Annotated in this window: 17 protein-coding genes; 7 read left to right on the forward strand and 10 right to left on the reverse strand. The window is 36.4% G+C overall.

Annotation, left to right across the window (positions count from 1 at the left end):
- Nucleotides 1–273: 273 nt before the first annotated feature.
- Together AC3B5B_RS05780 and dcuC are read left to right on the forward strand one after the other, a co-directional pair.
- Entirely contained in the window at nucleotides 274–1959 is a 1686-nt protein-coding gene (locus AC3B5B_RS05780) for an adenine deaminase C-terminal domain-containing protein (protein WP_489769582.1), read from the forward strand.
- 32 nt (nucleotides 1960–1991) lie between these two features.
- Nucleotides 1992–3401: a C4-dicarboxylate transporter DcuC gene (gene dcuC / locus AC3B5B_RS05785; protein WP_489769583.1), complete on the forward strand. Its 1410-nt coding sequence runs from the start codon at nucleotides 1992–1994 to the stop codon at nucleotides 3399–3401.
- A 111-nt stretch (nucleotides 3402–3512) separates the two neighbouring features.
- On the opposite strand, the gene AC3B5B_RS05790 is transcribed toward dcuC, so the two are convergent.
- From AC3B5B_RS05790 to AC3B5B_RS05820, 7 genes are all read right to left on the reverse strand, one after another.
- Nucleotides 3513–4595, reverse strand: coding sequence for a M42 family metallopeptidase (locus AC3B5B_RS05790; protein ID WP_489769584.1), 1083 nt, complete (start codon nucleotides 4593–4595; stop codon nucleotides 3513–3515).
- 15 nt (nucleotides 4596–4610) lie between these two features.
- Nucleotides 4611–5453, reverse strand: coding sequence for a M55 family metallopeptidase (locus AC3B5B_RS05795; RefSeq protein ID WP_489769585.1), 843 nt, complete (start codon nucleotides 5451–5453; stop codon nucleotides 4611–4613).
- A 28-nt stretch (nucleotides 5454–5481) separates the two neighbouring features.
- Complete coding sequence (locus AC3B5B_RS05800) at nucleotides 5482–7086, reverse strand: peptide ABC transporter substrate-binding protein (RefSeq protein ID WP_489769586.1); 1605 nt, start codon at nucleotides 7084–7086, stop codon at nucleotides 5482–5484.
- Between the two features lie 358 nt (nucleotides 7087–7444).
- Entirely contained in the window at nucleotides 7445–9049 is a 1605-nt protein-coding gene (locus tag AC3B5B_RS05805) for a peptide ABC transporter substrate-binding protein (RefSeq protein ID WP_489758221.1), read from the reverse strand.
- 215 nt (nucleotides 9050–9264) lie between these two features.
- Nucleotides 9265–10383 (reverse strand): iron-containing alcohol dehydrogenase, encoded by a 1119-nt coding sequence (locus AC3B5B_RS05810; protein WP_489769587.1) that lies wholly within the window; start codon nucleotides 10381–10383, stop codon nucleotides 9265–9267.
- A gap of 24 nt (nucleotides 10384–10407) precedes the next feature.
- The gene (locus AC3B5B_RS05815; protein ID WP_489769588.1) at nucleotides 10408–12051 is read right to left on the reverse strand and encodes an acetolactate synthase large subunit; all 1644 of its coding nucleotides are present in this window, start codon (nucleotides 12049–12051) and stop codon (nucleotides 10408–10410) included.
- A 26-nt stretch (nucleotides 12052–12077) separates the two neighbouring features.
- On the reverse strand, nucleotides 12078–13001 hold the full coding sequence (locus AC3B5B_RS05820; RefSeq protein WP_489758224.1) for an AEC family transporter: 924 nt from the start codon (nucleotides 12999–13001) through the stop codon (nucleotides 12078–12080).
- Nucleotides 13002–13292: 291 nt separating this feature from the next.
- Between AC3B5B_RS05820 and AC3B5B_RS05825 the strand changes: the two genes are divergently transcribed.
- The gene (locus AC3B5B_RS05825) at nucleotides 13293–13742 is read left to right on the forward strand and encodes a MarR family winged helix-turn-helix transcriptional regulator (protein ID WP_489769589.1); all 450 of its coding nucleotides are present in this window, start codon (nucleotides 13293–13295) and stop codon (nucleotides 13740–13742) included.
- A 203-nt stretch (nucleotides 13743–13945) separates the two neighbouring features.
- On the opposite strand, the gene kduI is transcribed toward AC3B5B_RS05825, so the two are convergent.
- The 3 genes from kduI to AC3B5B_RS05840 all read right to left on the reverse strand — a co-directional run bounded on the left by kduI (nucleotide 13946) and on the right by AC3B5B_RS05840 (nucleotide 17663).
- Entirely contained in the window at nucleotides 13946–14791 is an 846-nt protein-coding gene (kduI, locus tag AC3B5B_RS05830; RefSeq protein WP_489769590.1) for a 5-dehydro-4-deoxy-D-glucuronate isomerase, read from the reverse strand.
- 125 nt (nucleotides 14792–14916) lie between these two features.
- A complete protein-coding gene (gene uxuA / locus AC3B5B_RS05835; protein WP_489769591.1) occupies nucleotides 14917–15993 on the reverse strand; it encodes a mannonate dehydratase in 1077 nt (358 codons plus the stop codon).
- 38 nt (nucleotides 15994–16031) lie between these two features.
- Nucleotides 16032–17663 carry a mannitol dehydrogenase family protein gene (locus tag AC3B5B_RS05840; RefSeq protein WP_489769592.1) on the reverse strand — a complete coding sequence of 544 codons (1632 nt, stop codon included), beginning with the start codon at nucleotides 17661–17663 and terminating at the stop codon, nucleotides 16032–16034.
- A 445-nt stretch (nucleotides 17664–18108) separates the two neighbouring features.
- Between AC3B5B_RS05840 and AC3B5B_RS05845 the strand changes: the two genes are divergently transcribed.
- The 4 genes from AC3B5B_RS05845 (at nucleotide 18109) to AC3B5B_RS05860 (ending at nucleotide 25481) form a co-directional block, all read left to right on the forward strand.
- Nucleotides 18109–18777, forward strand: a complete 669-nt coding sequence (locus AC3B5B_RS05845; protein ID WP_489769593.1) for a GntR family transcriptional regulator — start codon at nucleotides 18109–18111, stop codon at nucleotides 18775–18777.
- A gap of 326 nt (nucleotides 18778–19103) precedes the next feature.
- Complete coding sequence (gene uxaC / locus AC3B5B_RS05850) at nucleotides 19104–20516, forward strand: glucuronate isomerase (RefSeq protein ID WP_489769594.1); 1413 nt, start codon at nucleotides 19104–19106, stop codon at nucleotides 20514–20516.
- Between the two features lie 300 nt (nucleotides 20517–20816).
- Nucleotides 20817–22307, forward strand: a complete 1491-nt coding sequence (locus AC3B5B_RS05855; RefSeq protein WP_489758231.1) for an MFS transporter — start codon at nucleotides 20817–20819, stop codon at nucleotides 22305–22307.
- 39 nt (nucleotides 22308–22346) lie between these two features.
- Complete coding sequence (locus tag AC3B5B_RS05860) at nucleotides 22347–25481, forward strand: alpha-mannosidase (protein ID WP_489769595.1); 3135 nt, start codon at nucleotides 22347–22349, stop codon at nucleotides 25479–25481.
- Nucleotides 25482–25646 lie beyond the last annotated feature (165 nt).

The following is a 25646-nucleotide window of genomic DNA, read 5'->3' on the forward strand; positions in this document are numbered from 1 at the left end:
TCAAAATAGAACTAATTAATTAAAATTGACAAGTAAATTTAAAGACCAAAGTCAGATAAATAAAGTTTGAGATGGTAGTTAATCTATTTCAAAGTTCATATTTATTTTGATTTGAGGTCTTTTTTGCTTTTATTAGATAAATACGTACTATATAATAGATGATACAATTTATAGTTCTGTATATACGAATTATATTCTGATTTTATACTGATATAGTTCTTGAATTAGTAGTATAATAAGATTGAATTATAAAAAATAAAGGAGATTGTTATCATGACAGTTGTTGATCAGCTTTTTATCAATGCACAGGTTTTTAATGTTTACTTAAAAAAATTTCAAAAAGTCAATATTGCCGTGAAGGACGGGCAAATTTATTGGTTAACGAAGGAACAGCCCCAAGCCCAGCAAGTGATTGATTTAAACGATAAATTTGTGATTCCCGGCTTAGTTGATGCACATATGCACATTGAAAGTTCAATGACCACCCCCACGGCTTTTGGCGCCCAAGCCGCCAAATTTGGCACCACGACGATTGTGGCGGACGACCATGAAATTGCTAACGTGGCTGGATTGAGTGGACTGAAAGAGTTTATGGATCAACCGAGCTTAATTGATATCTTTTTTGCTATTCCGTCCTCGGTGCCGTCAACTAATTCCCAGATGGAAACGACGGGAGGAGTCATTGACGAACAAGCAGCCAGTCAATTATTAGATGATCCGCGGGTGGTAGTTCTGGGCGAAGTTATGAACTTTAAAGGCGTAGTGGCGCAACCGGATTCTCTGATTAATAAGTTAATTGCCGTGTGTCGCAAAAAACGACCGACGATGCCGCTGGAAGGACATTGCCCCAAGTACTTAGACGAAGATTTAGCCCGCTTTATTGCCGGTGGGATTACATCGGATCATACTCAGCAGACACCCACGGGGATGTTACAGCGCATTGCTAACGGAATGTTTGTGGAGATTCAGGCCAAGTCGTTGAAGCCGGAGATCATTCAAACGATTATTGATCAGCAACTGTACGAACATGTTTGTTTTGTAACCGATGATGTAATGGCTGATGATTTACGCGAAGGCCATTTAAATAAATTGGTGGCACAAGCAATTAGTTATGGTCTCAGTCCAGAAATGGCTATTTATATGGCAACTTATACACCTGCTCGTCGCATGGGACTATGGGATCGAGGTGCGATTGCCCCGGGCCGGGTGGCCGATTTAATCGTTTTAGACGACTTAGCAACTTTTAAAATTAATTCAGTGTATAAAAATGGTCGCTTGGTTCAAGATATTAAACCCCAACCAGTGCATTTTAGTGAACAATTAAGCCATTCAGTACAAGCTAGTCCCTTAACGGTCAAGGATTTAGATTTAACAGTTGCCCAAGAAAATGGGCAAGTAACGGCCAATGTCATTGCAATTGAACCAACCAGTACCTTTACCAAATGTGAACCCACTACCCTTACAGTCAAAAACCATCACGTACAATGGCAAGCGGCTGGTTTAGCTTTATTAGTAGTCCAAGAGCGTTATGGGCACCATTATCCATTACAATTTGCTCTGATCAAAGGTGCTATTAATCACCCCGGCGCAATTGGAACCACATGGGCACATGATCACCACAATTTATTAGTTTTGGGCACTGATTTAAAAGATATGGTCGTAGCACAAAATCAATTAGTACAACAGCAAGGCGGTTATGTAGTAGCTAAAAATCAGCAGATCATTGCTAACGCGCCACTACCAATTGGTGGGGTGGTATCTAATGCTCCGATTCCAGAACTGGGGCAACAATTAGCGGAGGTGCGTCAAGGAATGCAAAGCTTAGGCTATCATCATTTTAATGAAATTATGTCTTTGTCGACGTTATCGCTCTTGGTTTCACCGGCATTAAAGATTTCTGATCAAGGAATGTTCGATGTTAAATCACAACAACCAGTACCGTTATTTCCAGCTGAATGATTGATATTTAGTTTTTATGGGGGATAGACTTAATGCAAACTATTCTAATCTTGTTAATTAGTTTAATCGCAGTCAGTATTTTAGTTTATATGTTGATTAAGAAGAACGATATTAAAATGACATTATTACTGTTGGGGCTAATTTTGATGTATGTTGCCCTTATATTGGGACAAAAAGTCAAAGTTACTGTGCCAACGGGAAATGTGTGGCTCAATCCGTTTCAATCATTAGCTGATCAATTTAGTAACACTTTGGTGGGTCCAGGATTTGTGATTTTGTTATTGGGTGGCTATAGTTCTTATATGAACCAAATCCAAGCTAATCAAGTAACTGTTGATGCCTTAAGTAAGCCCATTAAAAAGATTAAATCTGTGTATATCTTAGTGCCAATTGTCTTTTTATTAGGCACCCTCATGTCCTTAGTTATTCCCAGTGCTGCTAATTTAGCCATTATTCTGTTAGCAACTTTATATCCAGTTTTAAGAACTGCGGGCATGTCCAGGTTTAGCGCGGCGGCTGTGATTGCTACTTCTGCGACCATTGTCCCCACGCCCTTAGGGGCCGATAATGTGGCTGTAGCAGCTCAGTTGCACTTACCGGTTAGTACCTATGTCTTTAAGTACCATGCTATTATCTCTATTCCGACTATTTTAGCGATGGCAGTCGTGCATTACTTTTGGCAAAAATATCAGGATAAAAAGTATCCAGAAAATTTATCTTATTCAGCGGAATTGGCGCAAAGATCAGACCCCAATCAGGTCAAAGAGGTTCAACAAGTTCCAGATTATTCTGGGGGCTGGCGCTTGATTTATGGAATCTTACCATTATTGCCAATTATTTTATTATTAGTTGTCTTTTTTATCAATTTAGGACTGAAACACCAATTGACTTTAAGTGTTCAGGTCGTCTCAATTATGAGTTTTATAATTGCGGTCTTTGTTGAATTTTGTAAAAAGCGGCAAATAAAAAGTGTGCTCAAGGAAACTAATGCGTTCTTTAATGGGATGGGCAACGTAATGGGTGTGGTAGCTCTGTTAGTATCAGCACAGGTCTTTGTCCAAGGTTTGACTTCTATGGGCTTAATCAATCTGATCCAAACGATGATGCACCATTTAACAGGAGCTGGTTTTATCCTGCCAGTCATTATGGTTATTTTTACAGCAGTAATTGTTTTACTAAGTGGCAGTGGTATGGCCTTAATCTTTGCGATGATTCCCTTAATTGTGCCATTAGCTAAAGCCGCTGGGATTGCGCCAATGGCATTATCGGTACCGATGCAATTAGCAGGCAATTTGTTTCGAGCAGTTTCGCCCGTAGCGGCAGTAGTCTTGATTGTTGCAGGTGAAACTCAGTTGGCACCTTTACAAATTATTAGACGCACTTGGGTACCAATGTTTTTTGGTGTAATAATGATGTTGATTTTGTCGTTAATCATCTTGTAAAGCAATAATTGGAACAATTACAAATAAAAAATATCCATTAATTGAATTTCATTAGTATTAACTAACTCAGAACATTCAATCATGGATATTTTTTTAGAGGTATTTTACAATTTATTCGCCCTTAAAACTGTTAATCGTTGGTTCGTCAATTGATTCAATAATCTTGACGGCTAGTTTAACGGCGTTTTCAAAATCATCAAGATTTGCCCAGTTGAAAGCTGTGTGTTCATAGCGCACTGGAATGCCAATGACAATAGTTGGAGCTCCGCGATAGTATAAAATCGGAGCGCCATTAACACCGCCGCCGGTCCGGACCGAACGAGTATGCGGAATATGATTTTTGGTAGCTAAATCATCAGCGTATTGTTCAAATAATGGATTAGCAATAAAGGATGTATCCATATCACGGAGCATTGGTCCGCGTTTGAGACCAGTTTGCGCTAACCAATCAGGCGTAAAAGTATCATCACATGGACAACCTTCAAAGACAATTGACAAGTCAGGGTCAATGTTACGCACAGTAACTTCAGCCCCGCGCGTTCCAACTTCTTCTTGAGTTGACAAAGCCATGGTTAAATCAACATTTAAATCTTGATCAGCTAAATCAGATAAAGTGGCAACTAAAGCAGCGGCACCAACGCGATTATCAAAGTCTTTGCCGAAGAACATGCGGGTGGTGTCAAAGTATTCGCAATCAGCATCCACCACAATCGGACAACCAGTGTTAATTTTGAAGTCATTAATAGTTTCTTCACGACTAGTGGAACCAACATCAACCGATAAGTCGGCAATTTGGGGCACAGCGTTACGTTCGGCGTCAGTCATAAAATGTGGTGGCTTAGTGGCTACGACACCTTTAATATATTGACCGTCTTGATTGCAAACCCGCACCCGCATAGCTGGAATATTAGTTGGAGCCCAACCGCCTAACGGTACGAATTTAATTAAACCATTTGGTCGAATGGCTTGAACAATAAAACCGACCGAATCGGCATGTGCATCCATTTGAATCATTGGGCGTTTGCCAGTATTTTGCTGGCGACTGACGTAACTATTAAACATTCCGTCAATTTTGGTTTGCCCAAAGGGTTTAGTTTGTTCTTGAAAATATTTAGCGACTTCCATTTCAAAACCGGAAGCACCATTTAAATTGGAAAAATGTTTAATTAGTTCAATTTCTTGATTTTCTTTCATTTACACTACTCCTAATTAGTCTTGAGTACCAGCTAACATAACAATGGCAATAATTTCATTTAACAGAGCTTTCATGGATGGGCATTGAACTTCCACTGTGCGCCCATCAACGCGTGTTACATCTTGCATTTGTTCAACGGCATCTGCCTTAGCAGTATTAGCTAATTGAATCTTTAAAGTTAAAGGTGTGCTTAATGGTTGCACAGCAGTATAAGGCGCCGGATTGTCAATTACTTCTTTGGCACCATTGATAATATCAGCTTTAACTTGTTTGCGCGGATAACTCATCGCGGAGAAGCGATTTAAGGATTTTTTTGTAACAACTACTTTAGGAGTTGGACACATTTTTTCGTCGACGAGTTGTTCTTTAAGTGCCGAGTCACCAATGACTAAAGTTACCGGAACACCCAATTCGTTAGCATAAGCGACATTAATAGTCGTTTCGTTTTGATATTGACCATTAATCCAGACATTATAAGCAGAACGGGCACTGTAACTATGATCCATATTGCCGTGTAATTTACCAATTCCTGAGTGGTAACCAACAAAGAAAATTTGGTCAAAGGAATCATCCAAGCCACTCATCATATAATCTTCACGCGGATAACCACTAATTAAAGAGATCCGGTCGTCAATATCTGATAAATAGTCATAATCTAAGTTCGTACCTCTGGCGTGCGAATCAGAAATCAAAATTTCATCAATTTGACTGTTGTTCGTTGCTTGTTGAATGCCTTGAAGGGTCCAAGCAACTTGTTCGTTATAAAGCTTCCGGAACTTGGCAGTATCGTGATCGTCCATGTTCCAATCAGTAATACCTGCTAAACCTTCGACATCAGTAGAAATATAAATTTTCATAATTGAATTTACTCCTAATAGTTATTTTTTATTTCATGTAGGCATTTTTATAATATGGGAAGCCCATGGGACCCATGACAACATTCTTTAATTTTGGATTAATTAAATAGACCATTGAGACATAATACATAGGAACGACGGGCGCTTTTTGAACCACCATCTTATTAGCAGCTTGCAAACTATCCCAACGTTGTTGTGGTTGTGTAGCATATTGTCCGTTAGCATTGTCGACTAACTGATCGTATTTACTATCGCTGAATTTGCCTTCATTGTTCTTGTTGCCGGTCTTTAAGAGGTTCAAAAAGTCAGTAGGGTCATTAAAGGTTGGTGTCCAACCATTAATGACGGCATCAAAATCTCCGGATTGACTGGATGATAACCGACTATTAAATGGGACTGATTTGACTGAAACTTTGAGACCAGGCAGATGCGTCTGCAGTTGTGACTGTAAGAATTCATCGACTTTTTTAGTTTGATCATCGTTGCTAGAAAGAATAGTGAAATTAGCCGATTTGAGTCCCAATTCGCTCAACCCACTTTGCCAGAGTTGCTTAGCTTGTTTAACATCATATTGGTTTAATTGCCCTGCTTCTTTGGAGAAATCTTTACCAGTCTGTTCGTTTTTAAAACCAGTTGGCACAAAGCCAGAAGCTGGAACTGATTTATCTTGTAAAACTTTGCCGGTCAGTTGTTGGCGATCAATAGCCATGGACATGGCTTGGCGAATTTTTTCATTACTAAATAATTTGCGTTTAGTATTGAATTCCAGATACATAGTTCCCGGAAGTTTACGAACATATAATGATTTGCTCTTAGCGTGATTTTTAATCTCCTGCCCGGTTAAGGGCACCATTGCCAATTCTTTGGATTCAAATTGGTAAGCACCGGTATCCTGACTTTTAATAACGGAGACTTTGATTTTGTTCAAGTGGACGTGCTTTTTATCCCAATAATGGGGATTCTTGACATAGGACCAAGTGTCACTAGTGCCATCCCAATCTTTTAAGACAAACGGTCCATCATATAAAGTATGTTTGGCATCGGTACCGTATTTCTTACCTTGAGCTTGAACATACGGTTTATACAATGGGAACGAAGCACTCATCGCTAAAACGGATGGGAAGTACGGCACGGCTTGATTTAACTGAATTTTCAGTTGATACTTACCAGTGGCTTTGATGCCGAGGTTACTCGGGGCTAACTTACCACTATTAACTTCTTTATAGTTTTTAACGTTTTCCAAAAAATAAGATTGCTGTGATTTAGTTTTGGGATCAACAGTCCGTTGCCAACCATAAACAAAGTCTTGCGCGGTCACAGGCTTGCCGTTGCTCCAGTGACCATTATGTCTCATGTTAATCGTATAAGTAGTTTGATTGTTTGACAATTTCGGCTTACTCGTGGCTAATGCTGGAATAATTTCACCTTTTTTATTGAAATTATATAAGCCCTCATTGACTTGCTCGGCAACTTCGGCAGATTCATTATCCATCGCCAGTGAAACATCGGCAGTGCTTAACTCTGCGGAAGTCCCAATGGAAATGTCTTTTTTGTTGGTGGCATTATTATGACCACAACCAACAAGGCTTAGGCTACTAAGTAAGGTCAAACCCATTAAATAGATTTTCTTCATGAACATCCCTCCTTAAATAATTTAGAAATTAATTTTATTCTAATTCGACATTAATTTAATTGCAAACTAAAATTAAAAATAAATGTAAAAAAGTTTTTAAAAATTAAATTCAGAAATTTAAAAAATAATAATAATAATTTGGCTAATAATTTTTTGACTAAGTGACTGAATATTCATGCCTAGACGACCTTGGCTAAGCATTATACTTCATAAAAAAACTGCGTTTCAGCTAATCGGATTGTATAATCAACAATCTTGATTGTGTGCTAAAACGCAGTTAAATTAATTGAAAATAGTCTTTATTATTAATATCTTTTGGTCAATTGGTAATTTTATTTTAATTAACCAATGAATTTAATTAGTTCATGATGGCATTTTTGTAATATGGAAAGCCCATAGGTCCCATCACAATACCTTTGAGTTTGGGGTTAATCAAATAAACAAGAGATAGGTAATACAAGGGAACGACTGGCGCTTTTTGAACAACTAGTTTGTTGGCGGCTTGCAGATTATTCCAACGTTGTTGTGGCTGCGTAGCATATTGATTATTAGCAGTCTTGACTAACTGATCATATTGGCTGTCGCTAAATTTGCCTTCATTATTTTTGTTACCTGTTGTTAAAAGATTTAAGAAATCTGTCGGATCGGCAAAAGTTGGTGTCCAGCCATTGATGACGGCGTCGTAATTGCCAGCTTCACAAGAGGCTAGGCGACTGTTAAACGGGACTGGTTTGACGTTAACTTTGAGTTTGGGTAAGTGGGTTTGTAATTGTGACTGCAAAAATTCGTCCACTTTCTTAGTCTGATCATCGTTACTAGATGTAATAGTAAAACTAGCCGATTTCAATCCCAGTTCGCTGAGTCCACTTTGCCATAATTGTTGCGCTTGCTTGACGTTATATTGGGTTAATTGTCCAGCCTGTTTGGCAAAATCTTGATGAGTTTGCGGATTTTTGAAACCGGTAGGAACGAACCCTGTGGCTGGTACTGATTTGTCTTGTAAAACTTTGCTCGTCAATTGTTGGCGATCAATGGCCATGGCCAGGGCTTGGCGAATTTTTTCGTTACTAAAGAGTTTACGCTTATTGTTGAATTCTAAATATTGCGTGCCGGGTAACTTGCGGACATATAAAGCTTTACTTTGGGCGTGATTTTTAATTTCTTGACCAGTTAAAGGTACCATGGCTAATTCTTTAGATTCAAATTGGTAAGCACCAGTATCTTGACTCTTGATCACAGAGACTTTAATTTTGTCCAAGTGGACGTGCTTTTGATCCCAATAATGCGGATTTTTGACATAAGACCAAGTATCGCTGGTGCCGTCCCAGTCTTGGAGAGTGAAGGGACCGTTATATAAAGTATGTTTGGAACTGGTACCGTATTTTTTACCTTGGGCTTGGACATATGGTTTGTAAAGAGGGAAGGAGGCGCTCATGGCTAAAACTGATGGAAAATATGGGACGGCGTGTTCTAGTTGAATTTGCAGTTGATACTTGCCAGTAGCTTTAATGCCAAAATTTTGTGGGCTCATTTTGCCGGAATTAATTGCTTGATAATTTTTAACATTTTCTAAAAAGTAAGATTGCTGTGATTTGGTTTTGGGATTGACAGTTCGTTGCCAGCCATAAACAAAATCTTGGGCGGTGACAGGTTTACCATTACTCCAGTGGGCGTTATGGCGCATGTTAATGGTATAAGTAGTTTGATTGTTCGATAATTTAGGCATTCCGGTGGCCAGTGCGGGGATAATTTTGCCTTTTTTATTGAAGTTGTAAAGTCCCTCATTGACTTGTTCGGCCACTTCGGCAGATTCATTATCCATGGCTAATGAAACGTCGGCGGTACTTAATTCAGCTGATGTTCCAATGGCGATTTCTTTTTTAGCATCTGCATTCTTATGACCACAACCGACTAATCCAAAACTGGTGAGTAAAGTAAGGCCAATTAAAGCTATTTTTTTCATAAGTAGCACTCCTTTAACTTTAAATTAACGCAATTCTAATTTAAAGCTAATTAAAAAGCAAGGAGTTAGTCGCAAAAACTTTGATATAACAATGTTGATTATTGCAGCCTAAAATTAAAATGCTTTTAAATGAATTTTAATTATTAGCTAATAAGATCAAAAAATGCTCGGAAATCATGTTAGATTGCCGAGCATTGCTGAAATTAATTAGAAAATTAAAGTAATTGAGTATAAATATCACAGACATCTTGTTGAGTTAAAGTAATGGGGGAATTAATCATTAATCGTTGTTGATTGTCCATCACTGATTGGGCAAACTCTTGGCAAGTTTGTTCAGTCATGCCAATTTGACTTAAACTTTGATTGGGTAAAATTTGGTCAATTAGTTTTTCTAGTTCAGAGAGCGTAGCTTTAGGAGCAACAGGTAAAACCGTTGCTAAAATATTTTCTAAAGCAGATAAATCAGCTCCCAATTCTTGATATTTTCTGAAGGTGCCACTAAATACTAAATAATTGGATTGGCCATGAGCGATATGATAAGTTGCTCCGATCGGGTATGCTAGAGCATGAACGGGGCCGCAACCAGCATTGCCGAAGGCTACACCGGCCATAGTACTGGCTTCTAAAAAGTCTAAGAGTAATTGACCTTGAGGTGTTTGCCCGACTTGTTGTTGGATAATAATTTGATTGTAGCCTTGAATAATTGTTGTCATAGCCTGCACAGAAAACAGTTTACTAAAGCTAGTAGCTTTGGGTGACAAGTAAGATTCAATTGCGTGGACTAACGCATCAATGGAACTAGTAGCAAACACTTTATAAGGCATAGTTTTCGCTAATTGCGGCACTAGATAAACTTGATCGGCATACATTTGCGGGTAGGCTAAGCCAACTTTAGTTTGTTTAGCTAAAAAGTTGAAGACGGCAACATTGGTAACTTCGCTGCCGGTACCAGTGGTCGTTGGCACAATAATCAATTGCCGCTTTTTAGTTAAATTAGCGCCGTTTGCAGCAATTTGCTGCATATTAACTCCAGCACCGTAAACCAGTAATTTAGCGTTATCAATCACGGAACCACCGCCAATAGCAAGAATGCGATCATAATCTTTGGTATTGACTTGTTGTAGTAATTGATCGGCCGCTTGATCAGTGGGTTCACCCTGAATATAATTTTCGAGATAAACCACGTCGAGTGGAAGTTGATTGAGGTCCAAATGGGGTTCAATAATATACTGATTAGTTAAGAGCAAATCATGTTGACCCACTTGTAATTCTTGAAATAAAGTGGGTAAATCAGGCACACTAGTAATTGCGGGTTTGATACTAAATTCATTCATAAAACTTTGCCTACTTTCTGTTTATTAAAGAGAAATCGTAACTTGACCGAGTTTGTCAATTAACTTCATATTTTCGGAGTAATCAACAGGGCAAACAATAACATTGACTTGTTGATTATTTAAGCTAGCTTGCAAGGTTTGTACTAAATCTTGCCGGCTTTGGACTAGATGAGCATTGGCACCAAATGATTGGGCGTAGCTAATCAAATCGGGATTTTTAAAATCAACCTCGGAGTGATGACCTAATTCCATATCCATCTTCCATTTGATTAGGCCGTAAGATTGATCAACCCAGACTAAGTTGGTCATTGGGACTTGATAACGTACGGCAGTTTCTAGTTCTTGCGAGTTCATCAAAAAGCTACCGTCGCCCATAACTGCTAAAATATTTTGGTCAGGACAAGCAAGTTTGGCACCAATAGCTCCTGGTAAAGTCCAAGACATTGTCGATAAACCATTATCAATTAACACAGAGTTTGGCGTGTAACTTTGATAGAGACGGGCCATCCACATTTTGACAGCACCAGTATCTACTAACACAATGCCTTGGTCATCGACGGCTTCACGAGTAGCAGTGACAATTTGTTGGGGAGTGAGGGGAACTTGACTTTCTTGTTGACCAAAAGTTAATTCAGCTTGCACAGCTTCTTTGATCGTAGTTTTTAAGGCAGGTACTTGAAAGTTAGTGAGCTCAGCCTGTAATAACGGAACAGTAGCTTTTAAATTACCGATTAAATTTTGACTAACGGTATAATGCGCATCGGTATCTTCTTGAAAATCATTCAAATGAATAATCTGTTTGTCACCCTGTGGATTAATCCGGCTAGGATCAAATTCTGATAGTTCATAACCAATCGTAATGATAACGTCGGCTTGATCGTAAGCAAAGTTTTCATAGTCGTGGCGCATGAAACCAATGACACCGAGAGCTGATGGTAAACGATCATCAATGGCTCCTTTTCCCATAAAAGTGGTGGCTGCTGGTAAATTAGTTTGTTTGATGAAATCATTGACGACTTGACTAGCGTGATCGCGAATGACCCCCATGCCAATTAAGGCAATCGGATGTTGAGCTGCTTTGATAATAGCAGCAGCGGCCTTTAAATCGGTTGTTTGTGGGATAGTTTGATTAGCGGGAGTGGAAGCAGCTAGGGGAATATTAGGCACGGCCTTTTGCGGTTCAATATCCTGGGGAATGCCCACATAAACGGGACCAGGACGACCATTGACAGCTTGATTAAAGGCTTTGTTGATGATTTCTGGAGCGGCCTGAGCTTCATAGATGTTTTCGGACCACTTGGTCACTGGCTGAAACATAGTTCTTAAGTCAATCACTTGGTGTGATTCTTTATAAATTCGATTCAAACCACCTTGGGCAGTGATCGCAATCAGTGGTGTCGAGTTGGTCTGGGCATCAGCAACACCTAAAAGTAAGTTAATTGCGCCCGGTCCTAAGGTAGCGGTAGCAACGCCTGGTTGCCCTGTTAAGCGGCCGTAGACGTCAGCCATAAATGAAGCACCTTGTTCATGGCGAACCAAAATAAATTGAATTTTATCTGAATCATGGATAGCATCGACGATGCGAATATTTTCTTCACCCGGGATACCAAAAACATATTTGACGCCCCGATCTTCTAAAACTTGAACGATTTGTTGTGCAATATTCATTGGAATAAACTCCTTTATTGATTAAATTAAATGCCTAAAAATACGATAATAAAACCTAAGGTGATGACTGATAAAACGGTACTTAAGAACAGTGTTGAAGCCATCTCGCGCTCGGCTAAGTGATATTGGTTAGCAAAGATTGTACAAATAGCAGCGGTGGGGATGCCCAGGGAAACTAGAGATTCTTTTAATGTCTGCGGTGCTACTTGGCACCACTTCATGAGTAGATACATAATTGCGGGGATAATCACGATTTTAGTTAACGTGTTGCCCCAAACCGGTAATGATAGTTTAGGCTTTTTCTCAAAGAGCACAATTCCTGAAGAAAAGAGTGCTAAACCACCAGTAGCTTGACCTAAGACAGAGAAGCAACGTTCCCAATCAGGAGAAATAGTGAGGCCACACATGACTAAGATAAACGCCAAAATTGGGGCCCAGACCACTGGTTTTTTTAAGGCATTTTTTAAGTTAGTGCCTAAGCTGATCTTTTGATTAGAATCACTGGAAAGTAAAATCACGGTTAACGGCACTTGAATAATGTTCATGACTAAACCACCAATTGAAACTAAAAGGGCGCTTTTGTCTGGAAATAAAGCTCCCAAAACAGTGGGACCCACGAAGGGAATTGCCGGTCCAGTAATAGCTAAAGTTCTCAGTGCTGCAAGTGAGAGGCTATTTTTAAACAAGTAGCGTAATACTAATAGGACAATTACATAACCGCCAACCATTCCGATAAAAATCCATAATGCAACTTGCACATTCTGCAATAAAATGTGGCCATTAGTGGCTACAATGCCGCCAAATAGGCTGAGCGGCAAAGTATAACTCATGACTAATTTGTTAATTTCAGTCGCACTATTACCGTTAAAATCTTGGCGAAAGCCGGCATAATAGCCCAGCATTAAAGTGACAACTACAGGTAATAAGGCGCTAATTAAAGTAGAAATCACTAAGGTCATCTCCTTTTGTTTGTAAAAGTTAAGTAGTGAACGTTCACAATGCAACAATAGTTCTTTGTGAAAAAATTGTCAATCACTTTTTGCAAAAAATATTTAATTTAATTAGTGAAATAGTATTCAAAAAAATTACCAATTACTTGTAACAAAAGTGGTTAGCTAAATTCACATTTGGTTGTAATTTTTTCTTTGAAAAATTTCAAATTAAGTGAGCTAATTCAAAAATCTGTCAATAAATCGTGAAAAATCTGGTAAACTAAATTTAAAGGTAGGTAATTAAAAAAGATGACTGATAAATTTTATCCGGGAGATTTCGCACAATATTTTTCTGTGATTCACCGGGCATTTTTACGAGATACACATGCGGCCTATCAACAATTACATTTGAATGCCACGAGTGCTTATATTTTAGTTTTGTTATGTAAAACAGGATCCCAAAGTCAAAATGATATTGCCAAAACATTGTTGATTAGTAAGGGCCAAATTACCCGGGAAATACAACGTCTAAAAGCGTTGAAATATGTAACCCAAGAAGTTTCCGATCAAAATCATACGCGGAATATTATTTCGATAGCTAAAGCAGGACAGCAGGTTTTGTCGCAGGTGCAAGTGATTCGAAATGATTGGTGGCAGCAACAAATTACTCAAAACCAAATTACGAAACAATCTCTGTTTGAACCCACCTTGAAGCAAATTACCCAAAAATTAATTGCACGTTCACAAAAAGAAAAGTAATTAAAAAAGTCGACTTCGAAAGCTTGCCATAATTGGTAAACGTTGGAAGTTGGCTTTTTTGATTTAAAGATAGTTAAAATAAAGTTCCTATGATCCAGAATTAATGAAAAAAGTTATTGCTAATTTGTGTAAAGATTCAGATGCTAATTGTTTACAATTGTATTATTGCAATACTTTCTTACAAAACGTTTTATATTGCTCAATTAACGTAAATCATGCATTTTAATTTGATCCATATCATCATACGTTTGATTTTCGCCACACATAGCCCAAATAAATGAATAGTTTTCAGTCCCAACACCGCAGTGAATGGAGTAGCTAGGATTAACAACAGCTTGTTCGGATTCTAACCAAATATGTTTTGTATTAGCAGGTGTCCCCATAATATGCATAACACGTGTATCTTTGGAGGCAAATTCGCAATAAAAGTAGGTTTCCATACGCCGAGCGTGAGTATGAGCAGGCATTGTGTTCCAAGAGCTTCCAGATTCAAGAACTGTGTAGCCCATTTGTAGCTGGCAGGTCTTCATTTGCGATGCATCAATATATTTATGAATAATCCGCTTGTTCATATGTTGTTGATCACCTTTAGGCAGAGCAAGAGAATCTGCATAAGGCAGCTTTTTATTGGGATAAGCATGATGGGCTGGGGTAGAAACTACGTAAAACTTAGCAGGATTATTTGGATTATCTGACGCAAAGATAATTTGCTTAGTGCCCATTCCAATGTAATAACCATCATGAGGGGTAATATTTTCCTGTTGACCATCAATGGTGATTGAACCGCTACCACCAATATTAATAAAGCCCAGTTCACGGCGTTGCAAAAAATATTGAACGCCCAATTCTTTGCTTAGAACGATTTCTAAAGGTTTATTGGTAGGATAAACGCCACCAAAAATCATTCGGTCATTGTAAGTGTAAGTTAGATGAATCTCTCCGGGAACAAAAATTTTTTCGGTTAAAAATTCCGTTCGCATTTGTTTGGTATTGTAATGGTCTATATCTTGTGGACTATGTGCATATTGAATTTTCAGGTCTGGTATCATAATATTTTCTCCTTAATAATCTTTATAAAATTAATGATTTTGAGTTTTGGGTTCTGAAAATAGCAAAAAGTGATGAATAGTAATCCTTAAGAATTATCTATCCACCACTTTTAGTAATCAGTAAATTATTTGTGATCTTTGTTAATTGCTTCCCATAAGCCATTGAGATAGGTAATCCCCAAAGCACGATCATATAATCCATATCCAGGGCGTCCTTGTTCACCCCAAATATCGCGACCGTGATCCGGTCTGATATAACCATCAAATCCCGTATCGTACAAAGCTTTCATAATTTGATACATGTCTAGAGAACCTTCAGAAGACAGGTGCGGTGATTCATGAAAATCACCGTTGTTCCCCATAAATTTAATATTACGTGCATGAACGAAAGGCACACGATCTTTGGGAACAAATTCTCTAATAATGGCAGGAACATCATTGTTAGGATTCTCACCTAAACTGCCTGTACAAATAGTAAAGCCGTTATATTTTGATTCATATAGCTGTTCAATGGTTAACATATCGTCCCGGTTTTTAAAGATCCGCGGTAGTCCGAATAATTGGCGGGGAGGATCATCTGGATGCATGGCCATGCGAACATCATATTGTTCACAAACAGGAATGATAGCATCTAAGAAATATTTCAAATTGTCAGTTAACTTTTGCGTGCCCACATCTTTATATAATTCGAAGAGATGCTTAACTTCCGCTAAACGCTCAGGTTCCCAGCCGGGTAAGATATAACCGTTGGAGTCTTTTTGCACAGCAGCTGCAATTTCATCAGGACTACCTTCGACGTATTTTTGCTCAAAAGCTAAAGCATGAGAACCATCTTTTAATTGATAATGAAGGTTAGTTCGTACCCAATCGAAGATGGGCATAAAGTTATAACAAATAACTTTGATACCATAGTAAGATAAATTTTTAATGGTTTCTTTGTAGTTCTCAATATACTTATCTCTAGTTGGTAAACCAATCTTGATATCATCGTGAATATTAACCGATTCTATCACTTCTAATTTTAACCCAGCAGCTTCGACTTCGTCTTTGAGATTTTTGATTTTGTCTTTTGGCCAAACTTCACCTACGGGCACATCATATAACGCTCCAACTACTTGAGTTGTTCCGGGTATCTGACGAATATCTTGTAACTTAATTGAATCATCATCAGAACCAAACCAGCGAAAACCCATATTTTTCATTTATATCAAACATCCTTTGTCATATTATATTTTACAAATTAATAACTTTTATTAGTGACTGTTTCATGCAACGTTTTTCTAATTGCTCCTTGGGAACTAATCATTTCTGTAAAGTAATTTTCAACTTTATCGCCCAAGCCAATTTCGTATAAATTGTTACCAAAAATACTCTGATTCTCTAAAATTGGTTTTAAAGCTTGATGAACATCATTATTTTGGCTACCTAATTGAATTTTAACTAAATAGTGTTTTAAAGTTTCCAATAATGGATCACGACTTTGTTCGAAAGCTTTGCCTTGGTCATCAAGTCCCATTAAATAACGACACCAACCGGCTATGATGAACGGGATAAATTCCAAATCCCGCGGATCACGATCAGGGTCATCAATGTAGCGTTGTAATGTCACACCATAACGAATTGGAATTTTTTGGGAAGTATCACTAGCAATCCGTTGTGGAGTATCTGGAATATTTTTATTTGGTAAACGCTTATTAATTAATTCATCGATGAATTGTTTGGGATTGATAATTTTAGGATCTGGAACGACTGGTAAGTCCTCACCATAACCTAAATTTTTAATTAAGGCTTTTAAATCAGCATCAGTTAATTCACTAGAAATGGAATTAAAACCTAGTAAGCAACCAAAAATTGCTAGTGCAGTATGCAATGGATTCAAACAAGCCGTAACTTTCATTTGATCAGCATCATTTACTGTTTCACGATCCGTTAAAATTACACCCGCTTGCTCCAGAGGAGGACGACCATTAGGAAAATTATCTTCAATCACAAGATAATGGGTTTCTTCAGTATTCACAAAAGGAGCAATATTAGTGTGTTTGGGTGTGTGAATGATGTTGGTATCTTCAAAACCCTCTGCTTTTAATTGTGCTGCTACCTTTTCGGATGGATTAGGGGTAATTCGATCAATCATCGTCCATGGAAAAGACACTTTCTGTGGATTCTTCAAATAGTCAATAAAACCGGAATCCACAAATTTGTTATTTAACCAGCCGTTGGCAATTCTTAAAATTTCAGTTTCTAATTTTAGGCCATTTTGTGAGAAATTATCGGTACTAACCATGGCTATCGGTAGTTGGCCGGCTTGATAACGAGCCAGTAGTAAATGAGCCACAGCGCCCATATTAGTAGTGGGATTACTTGGACCATTTTGAATATCTAATTTGGCGTCTGGCGTTAATTCATCATTAATATCGGTTAAAGAATAGCCTTTTTCTGTAATAGAAAAGGTCGCTAATTGTAGAGATGGTTTGGTGAAAATATCAGTTAATTGTTCCCAGCCACTTTGATTATTTTGATTAAAATACAATGCTTTGGCGACACTGGCAAGAACTTCTTGTTCTAAACTTTCATCAGCTTTCATGGTAACGCTCAAAATCCGATTATGATATTTGTCGTAAACTTGGTCAATTACATTTTCATCATAAGTTTCTGCCACAATAATACCACTATTAAGTTGATCTTGATTTAATAAATCTTGGGCAATTTTAGCATGAAAGCACCGAAAAAGATTACCACCACCAAAATGCACCCAAGTTGGCTTGGCTAAAGTGTTATGGGTAATGGTTTGAGAATCATAATTTGGTGTTTTGATATTTTTTTCAATAAATAAATGTTTGTCTGTGAGATAATCATCTAATAATTTAACCATATTAATCACTCCTTTAATAATAGTAAAAAATTGCTTTTGGTATACTAATATATCACTTACTTTTGCTACTAATGTATTCGTTTTATGTATTGTTGTCAAGCCATATGAAAGTTGATTATCAAGTTATCTGGTAACGAAATTTCACATCAATGTTTATTTTTATCATAATTCTTGTCAAAAATAACTTATGATTATTGTGGTTTCATATATAATTATAATAAATTTTTTGTAGGATTCATTTAAGCATTAAACGGTATGTGATCAAACCTCAATTTGAAAATTTAACGTAACTTTTTATCTACAGTGAGATTAAAATGATGTTAAGATTATTATCGATAGTGAAGTATTTACTTATTAAGTAATGAGTCGGTTTAGATATTAATGCTTATTTTGAGATACTAATTAAATTTAAGCTTGTTTTATTTTTAGAATAGGAGTTAAAGAATTGATAGCAATTCAAACGATGAAAGATCAAGTGTATAACATTATTTTGCATAGAATTATCAATTTATATTACATTCCTGGTCAAAAAATCTCGGAAAAAGATTTAAGCAAGGAGTTAAAAGTTGGTAGAACCCCCATTCGAGAATCTATCTTGCAATTAAGACAAGAAGGCTTGGTTAATGCGGTTCCACAATCGGGTACGTACATTTCAAAAATAAATTTGAAAATGGCTAAAGATGCTCGTTTTATGAGAGAAAGTGTGGAAGTTAAGGTTATTAGTGAAGCTGTGAAAGTTTTGAAAGATTCGGATTTTACTTTGCTAAAACAAAACATTGAGCGGCAGACATTGGCTGAAAAAGAAAATAATAAATTAGAAAAATTTTTTAACGAAGATGAAGCTTTTCATCATTATTTTTATACCATTACTTCTCATGAACAATTGTGGATATGGTTACAACTGATTAACATGAATTTAAATCGATTTAGATTTTTACGTTTAAAAAATAAAGACTTATCTTGGGATTCATTAATTAATGAGCATTTAGATTTAGTTAATGCATTAGCGGCTAAAGATGAATCTAAGTCGGTCAAATTGGTTTCTTTGCACTTGCATAGAATGTTAGATGAAGAGCCCAAATTACTCAAAGCTTTTCCGGAATATTTTGAATAGCGGAAAAGATATTGATTAGGTGAATAATTTTAAAAAACTGTTTTTATTAATTCTATTGGATTATTAAAAACAGTTTTTTTATGCTTTGAAAGATCACTTTGTTTAGTAAATCGGTCTAGAAAGTGATGTTAAAAAACAACTCATAATCGAAATACCATCTTCTGAAATTGTATAAATAAAGAAATGATTAGCCCTAAGCAAATTACTTGACTATTGACAGATTGATTTTTGTAAGATATTATGAAACCGTTTTAAAGATATACTAATATATTACTGCTTGAAATTGGTAAACTTTCTGACGTTTGATTTTTGAAGGAGGATTAACAATGGTTTTATTGAATAAAGATTTTTTGTTAACAAATGATTTTGGAAAAAAATTATTTCATAATTATGCCGCTAAAATGCCGATTATTGATTTTCATTGTCATTTAGATCCTAAAGAAATTTACGAAAATAAAAATTATCCTAATCTAACTAGAATTTGGATCAATGATGGTTCAGCCGGAGACCATTATAAATGGCGTTTAATGAGAGCCAATGGTGTGCCAGAAGAATTAATTACCGGTGATGGTGATGATTATCAGAAAATGTTGGCTTGGGCTAAAACTATTGAAAAGGCAATTGGTAATCCATTGTATGAGTGGACTCACTTGGAATTACAAAGATTTTTTGGAATAAAAGCTCCTTTAACCAGTAAAAATGTTCAAGAAGTTTGGGATAAAGCCAACCAAATGTTAGCAACTGCTGATTTTAAGCCGCGCAATTTGATTAAAAACTCGAATGTCAAAGTAGTATGCACGACTGATGACCCTGCGTCTGACCTCCATTATCATGAATTGTTAGCAAAAGAAGAAAAAAGCAATGGTTTTAAAGTTTTGCCAGCAATGAGACCAGATAAAGCCTTTGATATTCAAAGTAGCTCTTATAAAGATTATCTTCAAAGTTTAGGAACTGCAGCTAACGTGACGATTAATGATTTTGCTAGTTTAGTTACAGCTTTAGAACAGCGGTTTGAATACTTTTCTAATCATGGCGGAAAATTATCAGATCATGGTCTAAATACCTTCCATTTTGTGAAAGTTAGTGCAGAAGAATTAGATCAGATTGTTGCTAAGGGACTTACAAATCAACAATTATCAGCTACTGAGGTTGATGCTTATACTACAGGCTTAGTGGAAGCTTTAATGCGCTTAAATAAAAAATTTAATTGGACGATGCAATTTCATATTAATGCGGTGCGTAATGCTAATAAACCAATGTTTCAAAAGGTTGGCCCGGATGCTGGCTTTGATTCTATGGGAACTCAACCCGATATTGCTGGACAAATGATGAACTTATTGAGCGATATGCAGAATGAAGATAATATTCCTAAAACAATTTTATATTCTTTAAATCCGAACGATTGGATGCAGTTAGCAACCGGTATGGGCGATTTCTATGAAGGCAATGTGCAGAAGATGCAATTAGGTTGTGGCTGGTGGTTTAACGATACACGTGAAGGAATGATTAACCAACTCAATACGATGGCACAGCAAAGTTTATTAGCCAATTTTGTTGGAATGTTGACAGATTCACGGAGCTTTTTATCATATCCACGACATGAATATTTCCGTAGAGTTTTGTGCAATTTAATTGGTGAATGGGTAGAACGCGGCCAAGTTCCAGAAGATTACGATTATTTGGGGAAAATTGTCGAAGATATTTCTTATAACAACGCTAAGACGTATTTTGATTTTTAACAATCTAATCATTAGCTATTGAATTTTAAGTAAAATTTGTGTTTTGAAAATTAAGTTGAATGGTCAAACTGCTAAAGCTTGGGTTCAGATTTTAGCGACTAGTAGTTGAGATTTTTTCAGTTTAACTTTTGTTTTTAAATGAGATCAAGATTTAAAAAAGATTGTCGTTAACAATTAATTGTAATCGCTTTTTTGTGTTTTGAACGAAAAGTACTCTAAATATTTAGGAAGGAAACTAAATTAAATATGAAACTTTCTGAGAAAATTTCAAAAAGAATTTACACTCCACGAAAGATTAATATGTGGACATCTTTAGGGTTTGGAATTAATGATTTTGTCGGTGGTGGTGGAATGACCATCATGGGCGCGTGGTTACTGTATTTCTTTACCACTTTTTGTGGGTTAACTGCGACGCAAGGTGGTATAATCATGGCCACTGCTCGGGTGCTCGATGCCATCTTAAGTTTATTCGCTGGTGCTTTGACCGATAATTTTTATAAAACTAAGTTGGGTAAAAAATATGGTCGTCGTCATTTTTGGTTAATCTTTGGTGCACCATTTCTATTTATTTTTGCCATCATTTGGATTCCTAAAATGAACTTTTGGTATTACATGTGTATTTACTGTGCTTATGATTTATTATCTAGTTTTTTGTTAATACCATGGGAAACTTTACCTACAGAAATGACTAAAGATTACAATGAAAGAACTAAATTGTCATCTACAAGAATGTTCATTTCTGCTGGTGGAACTTTTTTGGCTACATTTATTCCGGGACAATTATTCAAGATTTTGGGTCAAGATTCTCCAAGTCCCTTCTTTATTAATGGTTTAATTTTTGCAATTATTTTTGTGATTGGAATGTTTATTTCAAGCTTTTCTACTTGGGAAAAACCAGTTAGTGAAGTGGAAGCGGAAGCTAAGGCTGCTAAGCTTAATTCTGATAATACTAATGAAGGTAATAGCATTAAGAAAATGCTTAAGGAAACCTTTGGTGGTTATGTTGATGCCTTAAGAATCAAAGCTTTTCGGCAACACTTATGTATCTATCTATTTTCATTCACAGGTAAAGATGTTTACAATACAGTCTTTACGTACTTTGTTGTTTTCTGTTTAGGTGCTACAGCAACATTATCTGCTAATTTGTTATCGCTTTCGATCGTTGGTGTTTTAATTCCATTAATTGCGGGACCGGTTATGATTAAGTATGGTCCACGAGTACTTTATAGCTTTTCTTATATTACTATGATAGTGATGCTTGGAGGCTATTACTTCTTGTTCAAATCTAATATTAAAATTGTAGGAGTGATGGTAATTGTCATCTATATAATGTCCTTTATTTATCAGGCAGCACGGGCTACATTGGAGTTTACACCGTGGAATGTTTTCCCATTTGTTCCGGATTTAGATGAAATGGTTACAACTGAAAGTCACTCAGGCGCTTTTGCTTCACTAATGAATTTTGCTAGAAAATCAACTGTTGCATTGTCAACAGTGGTCGTAGGAATGATTTTAGATCACAACGGCTTTGTTAAGAACAACTTACACCAAACTATGCAAGCACAAAATACGATTGCTAATATTCTTTTGTTTGGTGCTGGTGGATTATTGTTAATTGCGTTAATTATTTCTTGGACGTTCCATTTAAATAAAGATACCCATAAGATCATTACGGACGAAATTGAACGTTTGCGTAATGGCGGTTCCAAGGATGATGCTACAGAATTAACCAAAAAAACTGTTAAAGATTTGACTGGTGTTTCCTATGAAAATGCATGGAAGAAAAGATAATTTTTAATTGGCTTTTGGGCAATTGTTGAGGAGATAATTATGATTTTTACTGTTGAAAAAATACAAAAAATTGCTGATGATTTGGGAGAATATCGCTATAAAAATAGAAAGCATATTTCTGGTTGGAAATGTTTGAATGCTTCTCCTCAAGTAGGAAATGAGATCCCTGATGACAATCAAAATTGGAAGGAAATTGTTTTAGGCCATATTTGGAGTGGAATTGATCAATATTTTTGGATTAAGTCTCAAGTAGAAATTCCAAATAGTTCTGATGACCAGGTTTTGTTATTTGATTTAGGCTTGTTGGGAAATTTAAAGCATACTGGCATTGAAGCACAACTTTATATCAACGGTGAGATGTATCAAGGAATTGACGCTCATCATAAAGAAGTTTTTTTAGATCAACAATATAAGGGTACTGTGATTCAGTTAGCTTTAAAGTTATGGACGGGCTTGCCAGGGAGAAAAGGCGATTCGTTAGATCCAATGTTGCACATTTTTAAAATGGCCGATTTAGTTTCTTTGGATAAGCAAGTAGATAATCTGTATTTCTTAGCTAAAAATGGTATAGAGACTGTTCAACTATTAAATGATGATGATCCCCGCAGACAAAAATTGTTGAATTCTTTGGACTTTTCCTTAAAAAAGCTAGATTGGTCCAATCCAGGTTCTGATGAATTTTATAATAGCTGCTATCAAGCTCAAGAAACATTAGAACAGCAATTACAATCTCAAAAAGAAGATAAAGAAAATTATACGGTCAACGGCATTGGGCACACGCACATTGATTTAGCTTGGTTGTGGCGTGTTAAAAATACTAAAGAAAAAGGTGCTCGTTCTTTCAGTACAGTGCTTAAATTAATGGACAAATATCCAGAATATACATTCTTAGCATCAACGCCACAACTATATGATTATATTAAACAGGATTATCCTCAGTTATATGATCAGATTAAGTCAAAAGTTGCAGAAGGACGTTGGGAACCTGAGGGTGCTATGTGGGTGGAAGCCGATTGCAATATTTCTTCGGGAGAGTCTTTAGTTCGTCAAATTCTCTATGGAACCAGATTTTTTAAGAAAGAATTCGGTAAAACATCACATACTCTCTGGCTGCCAGATGTTTTTGGTTATTCTTGGGCTTTGCCACAAATCTTAAAAAAATCCGGGATTACGACTTTCATGACAACTAAATTGAGTTGGAACGAATTTAATCGGATGCCCCACGACACCTTTTTGTGGAAGGGGTTAGATGGAACTAAGATTTTAACGCATTTCATTACTACTCCGGATCCCAATGATAGTAAAGGTCCATTTTATTACACTTATAATGGAACGATGACTCCTGAAACGGTTAAGGGAATTTATAAGAGTTACCAAGATAAAGATGTTAATTCTTCGTTGTTGTTGGCTTACGGCTATGGTGATGGCGGTGGTGGTACAACCCGGGATATGATAGAAAATATTCGGGCCATGAATCAATTGCCAGGTTTACCGAAAATTACAACTAATGCCACTGGCAAATATTTTAAAGAATTGCACCATAATATTGATAATGCGCTACAAAATGGTCAATATGTTCATACTTGGGATGGAGAATTATATTTTGAATATCATCGGGCAACATATACTGGCCATGCAGCTAATAAAAAAAATAACCGTAAAATAGAAATTCTCTTGCGTAAATTAGAATTATTAGAAGTTATTATGATGTTGAATAATGATAGTTGGCAATACCCATCTGAAATTCTTGAACAGTCTTGGAAATTACTTCTAAAGAATCAATTTCATGATATTATTCCAGGATCAGCAATCCATTCGGTTTATGAAGATAGTCAAAAAGATTATCAACAAATTTATGATAACTTGTCATTGTTATTGAAGGATATTTCTGGTAAATATCAAACTCATCCAAATGAATATTCTATTTTTAACTCTACAGCTTGGAGTATGAACGATCTTGTCACAATTTCTGAACCTAATAGCGGTTTGTTTTACGATGAATCAGGTCAGCAATTAGTTAGTCAAAGAGTTGGTGACAGTTATTTGGTGGCGATACCAAATATCAGTCCGTTTAGTAGTCAAAAAATTAAATTTGTTAATCAGTCAAAGGAAGCTTCCGTTCAGCAGTATGATGAAGCTCAAGTTAAAGATAATGTCTTGAAAAATAAATTTTATCAAATCGCATGGAATGCTGATGGTCAATTATTAGAAATATTTGACATTCAAAATAATCGCCAAGTTTTGGCTCCCCATGAATTAGGAAATGTTTTAGAAATTTTTGAAGATCGACCGCGCGAGTATGATGCTTGGAATTTGGATATTTCATATAAAGAAAAAAAGCAGGAATTAAAAGCTAACAAAATAGAAATTATTTCCCAAGGACAATTATGTACGATTGTAAGATTTTATTATCACTTTAATCAATCTAGTTTGAAACAAGATATGATTGTTTACAATAATCAACAGCGGATTGATTTTAAGACGCATGTTGATTGGCATGAACGGCAAAGAATTTTAAAAGCATCATTTTATACCAATGTTAGATCGACGGAAGCCACTTATCAGATTCAGTACGGTAATGTTAAGCGGCCAACTAATTGGAATAATAGTTGGAATATGGCAAAGTTTGAAACTGTTGGTCATCAATGGGCTGATTTGTCGGAATACGGCTATGGTATTGCCTTAATGAATGAAAGCAAGTATGGTTATGATATTTTTGACAATAAGATGAGCATTTCACTGTTAACTGGAAGTGTTAGCCCAGATAAAACAGCAGATATTGGGGCACATGATTTCACATATAGTTTATTGCCACATCGAGGAAGTTTTGTAGATGGCAATGTCGAAAAAGAAGCTTGGCTATTAAACGATCCATTAACTGTTTTCCAGGGCACCGATTTGAATAAGGATTCTTTAATTAATATTTCTAATTCAAATACTGTGTTTGTTGATGCTGTGAAGAAAGCTGAAGATAGTGATGATGTAATTGTTCGACTACACGAGTACGCTGGTGGTTCGGAGCAAATTTCTTTAATGCCACACTTTAAAGTCAGTTCAATTAGCGAAACTAACTTAATGGAAGAAAAGGAAGCTTCACTTTCAATGGCTGCTGATGATACGGTTAAGTTAAGCTTTAAGCCTTATGAAATTAAAACTTTGCTGTTGAAACGATAAAGCTTGACTTCAAGTATCAAGATGTTTGGACAAAATGAAGACGTTCGTATTGAATACGAACGTCTTTTTTAGTGCAATAGATTGGCATTTGAACTGACGTTATTAGAGGTAACATTGAAGAAAAGAAAAAACTAACTGGATCAATTTACTGATCTAGTTAGTGAA

This window comes from Bombilactobacillus sp. ESL1187 (assembly GCF_058107155.1).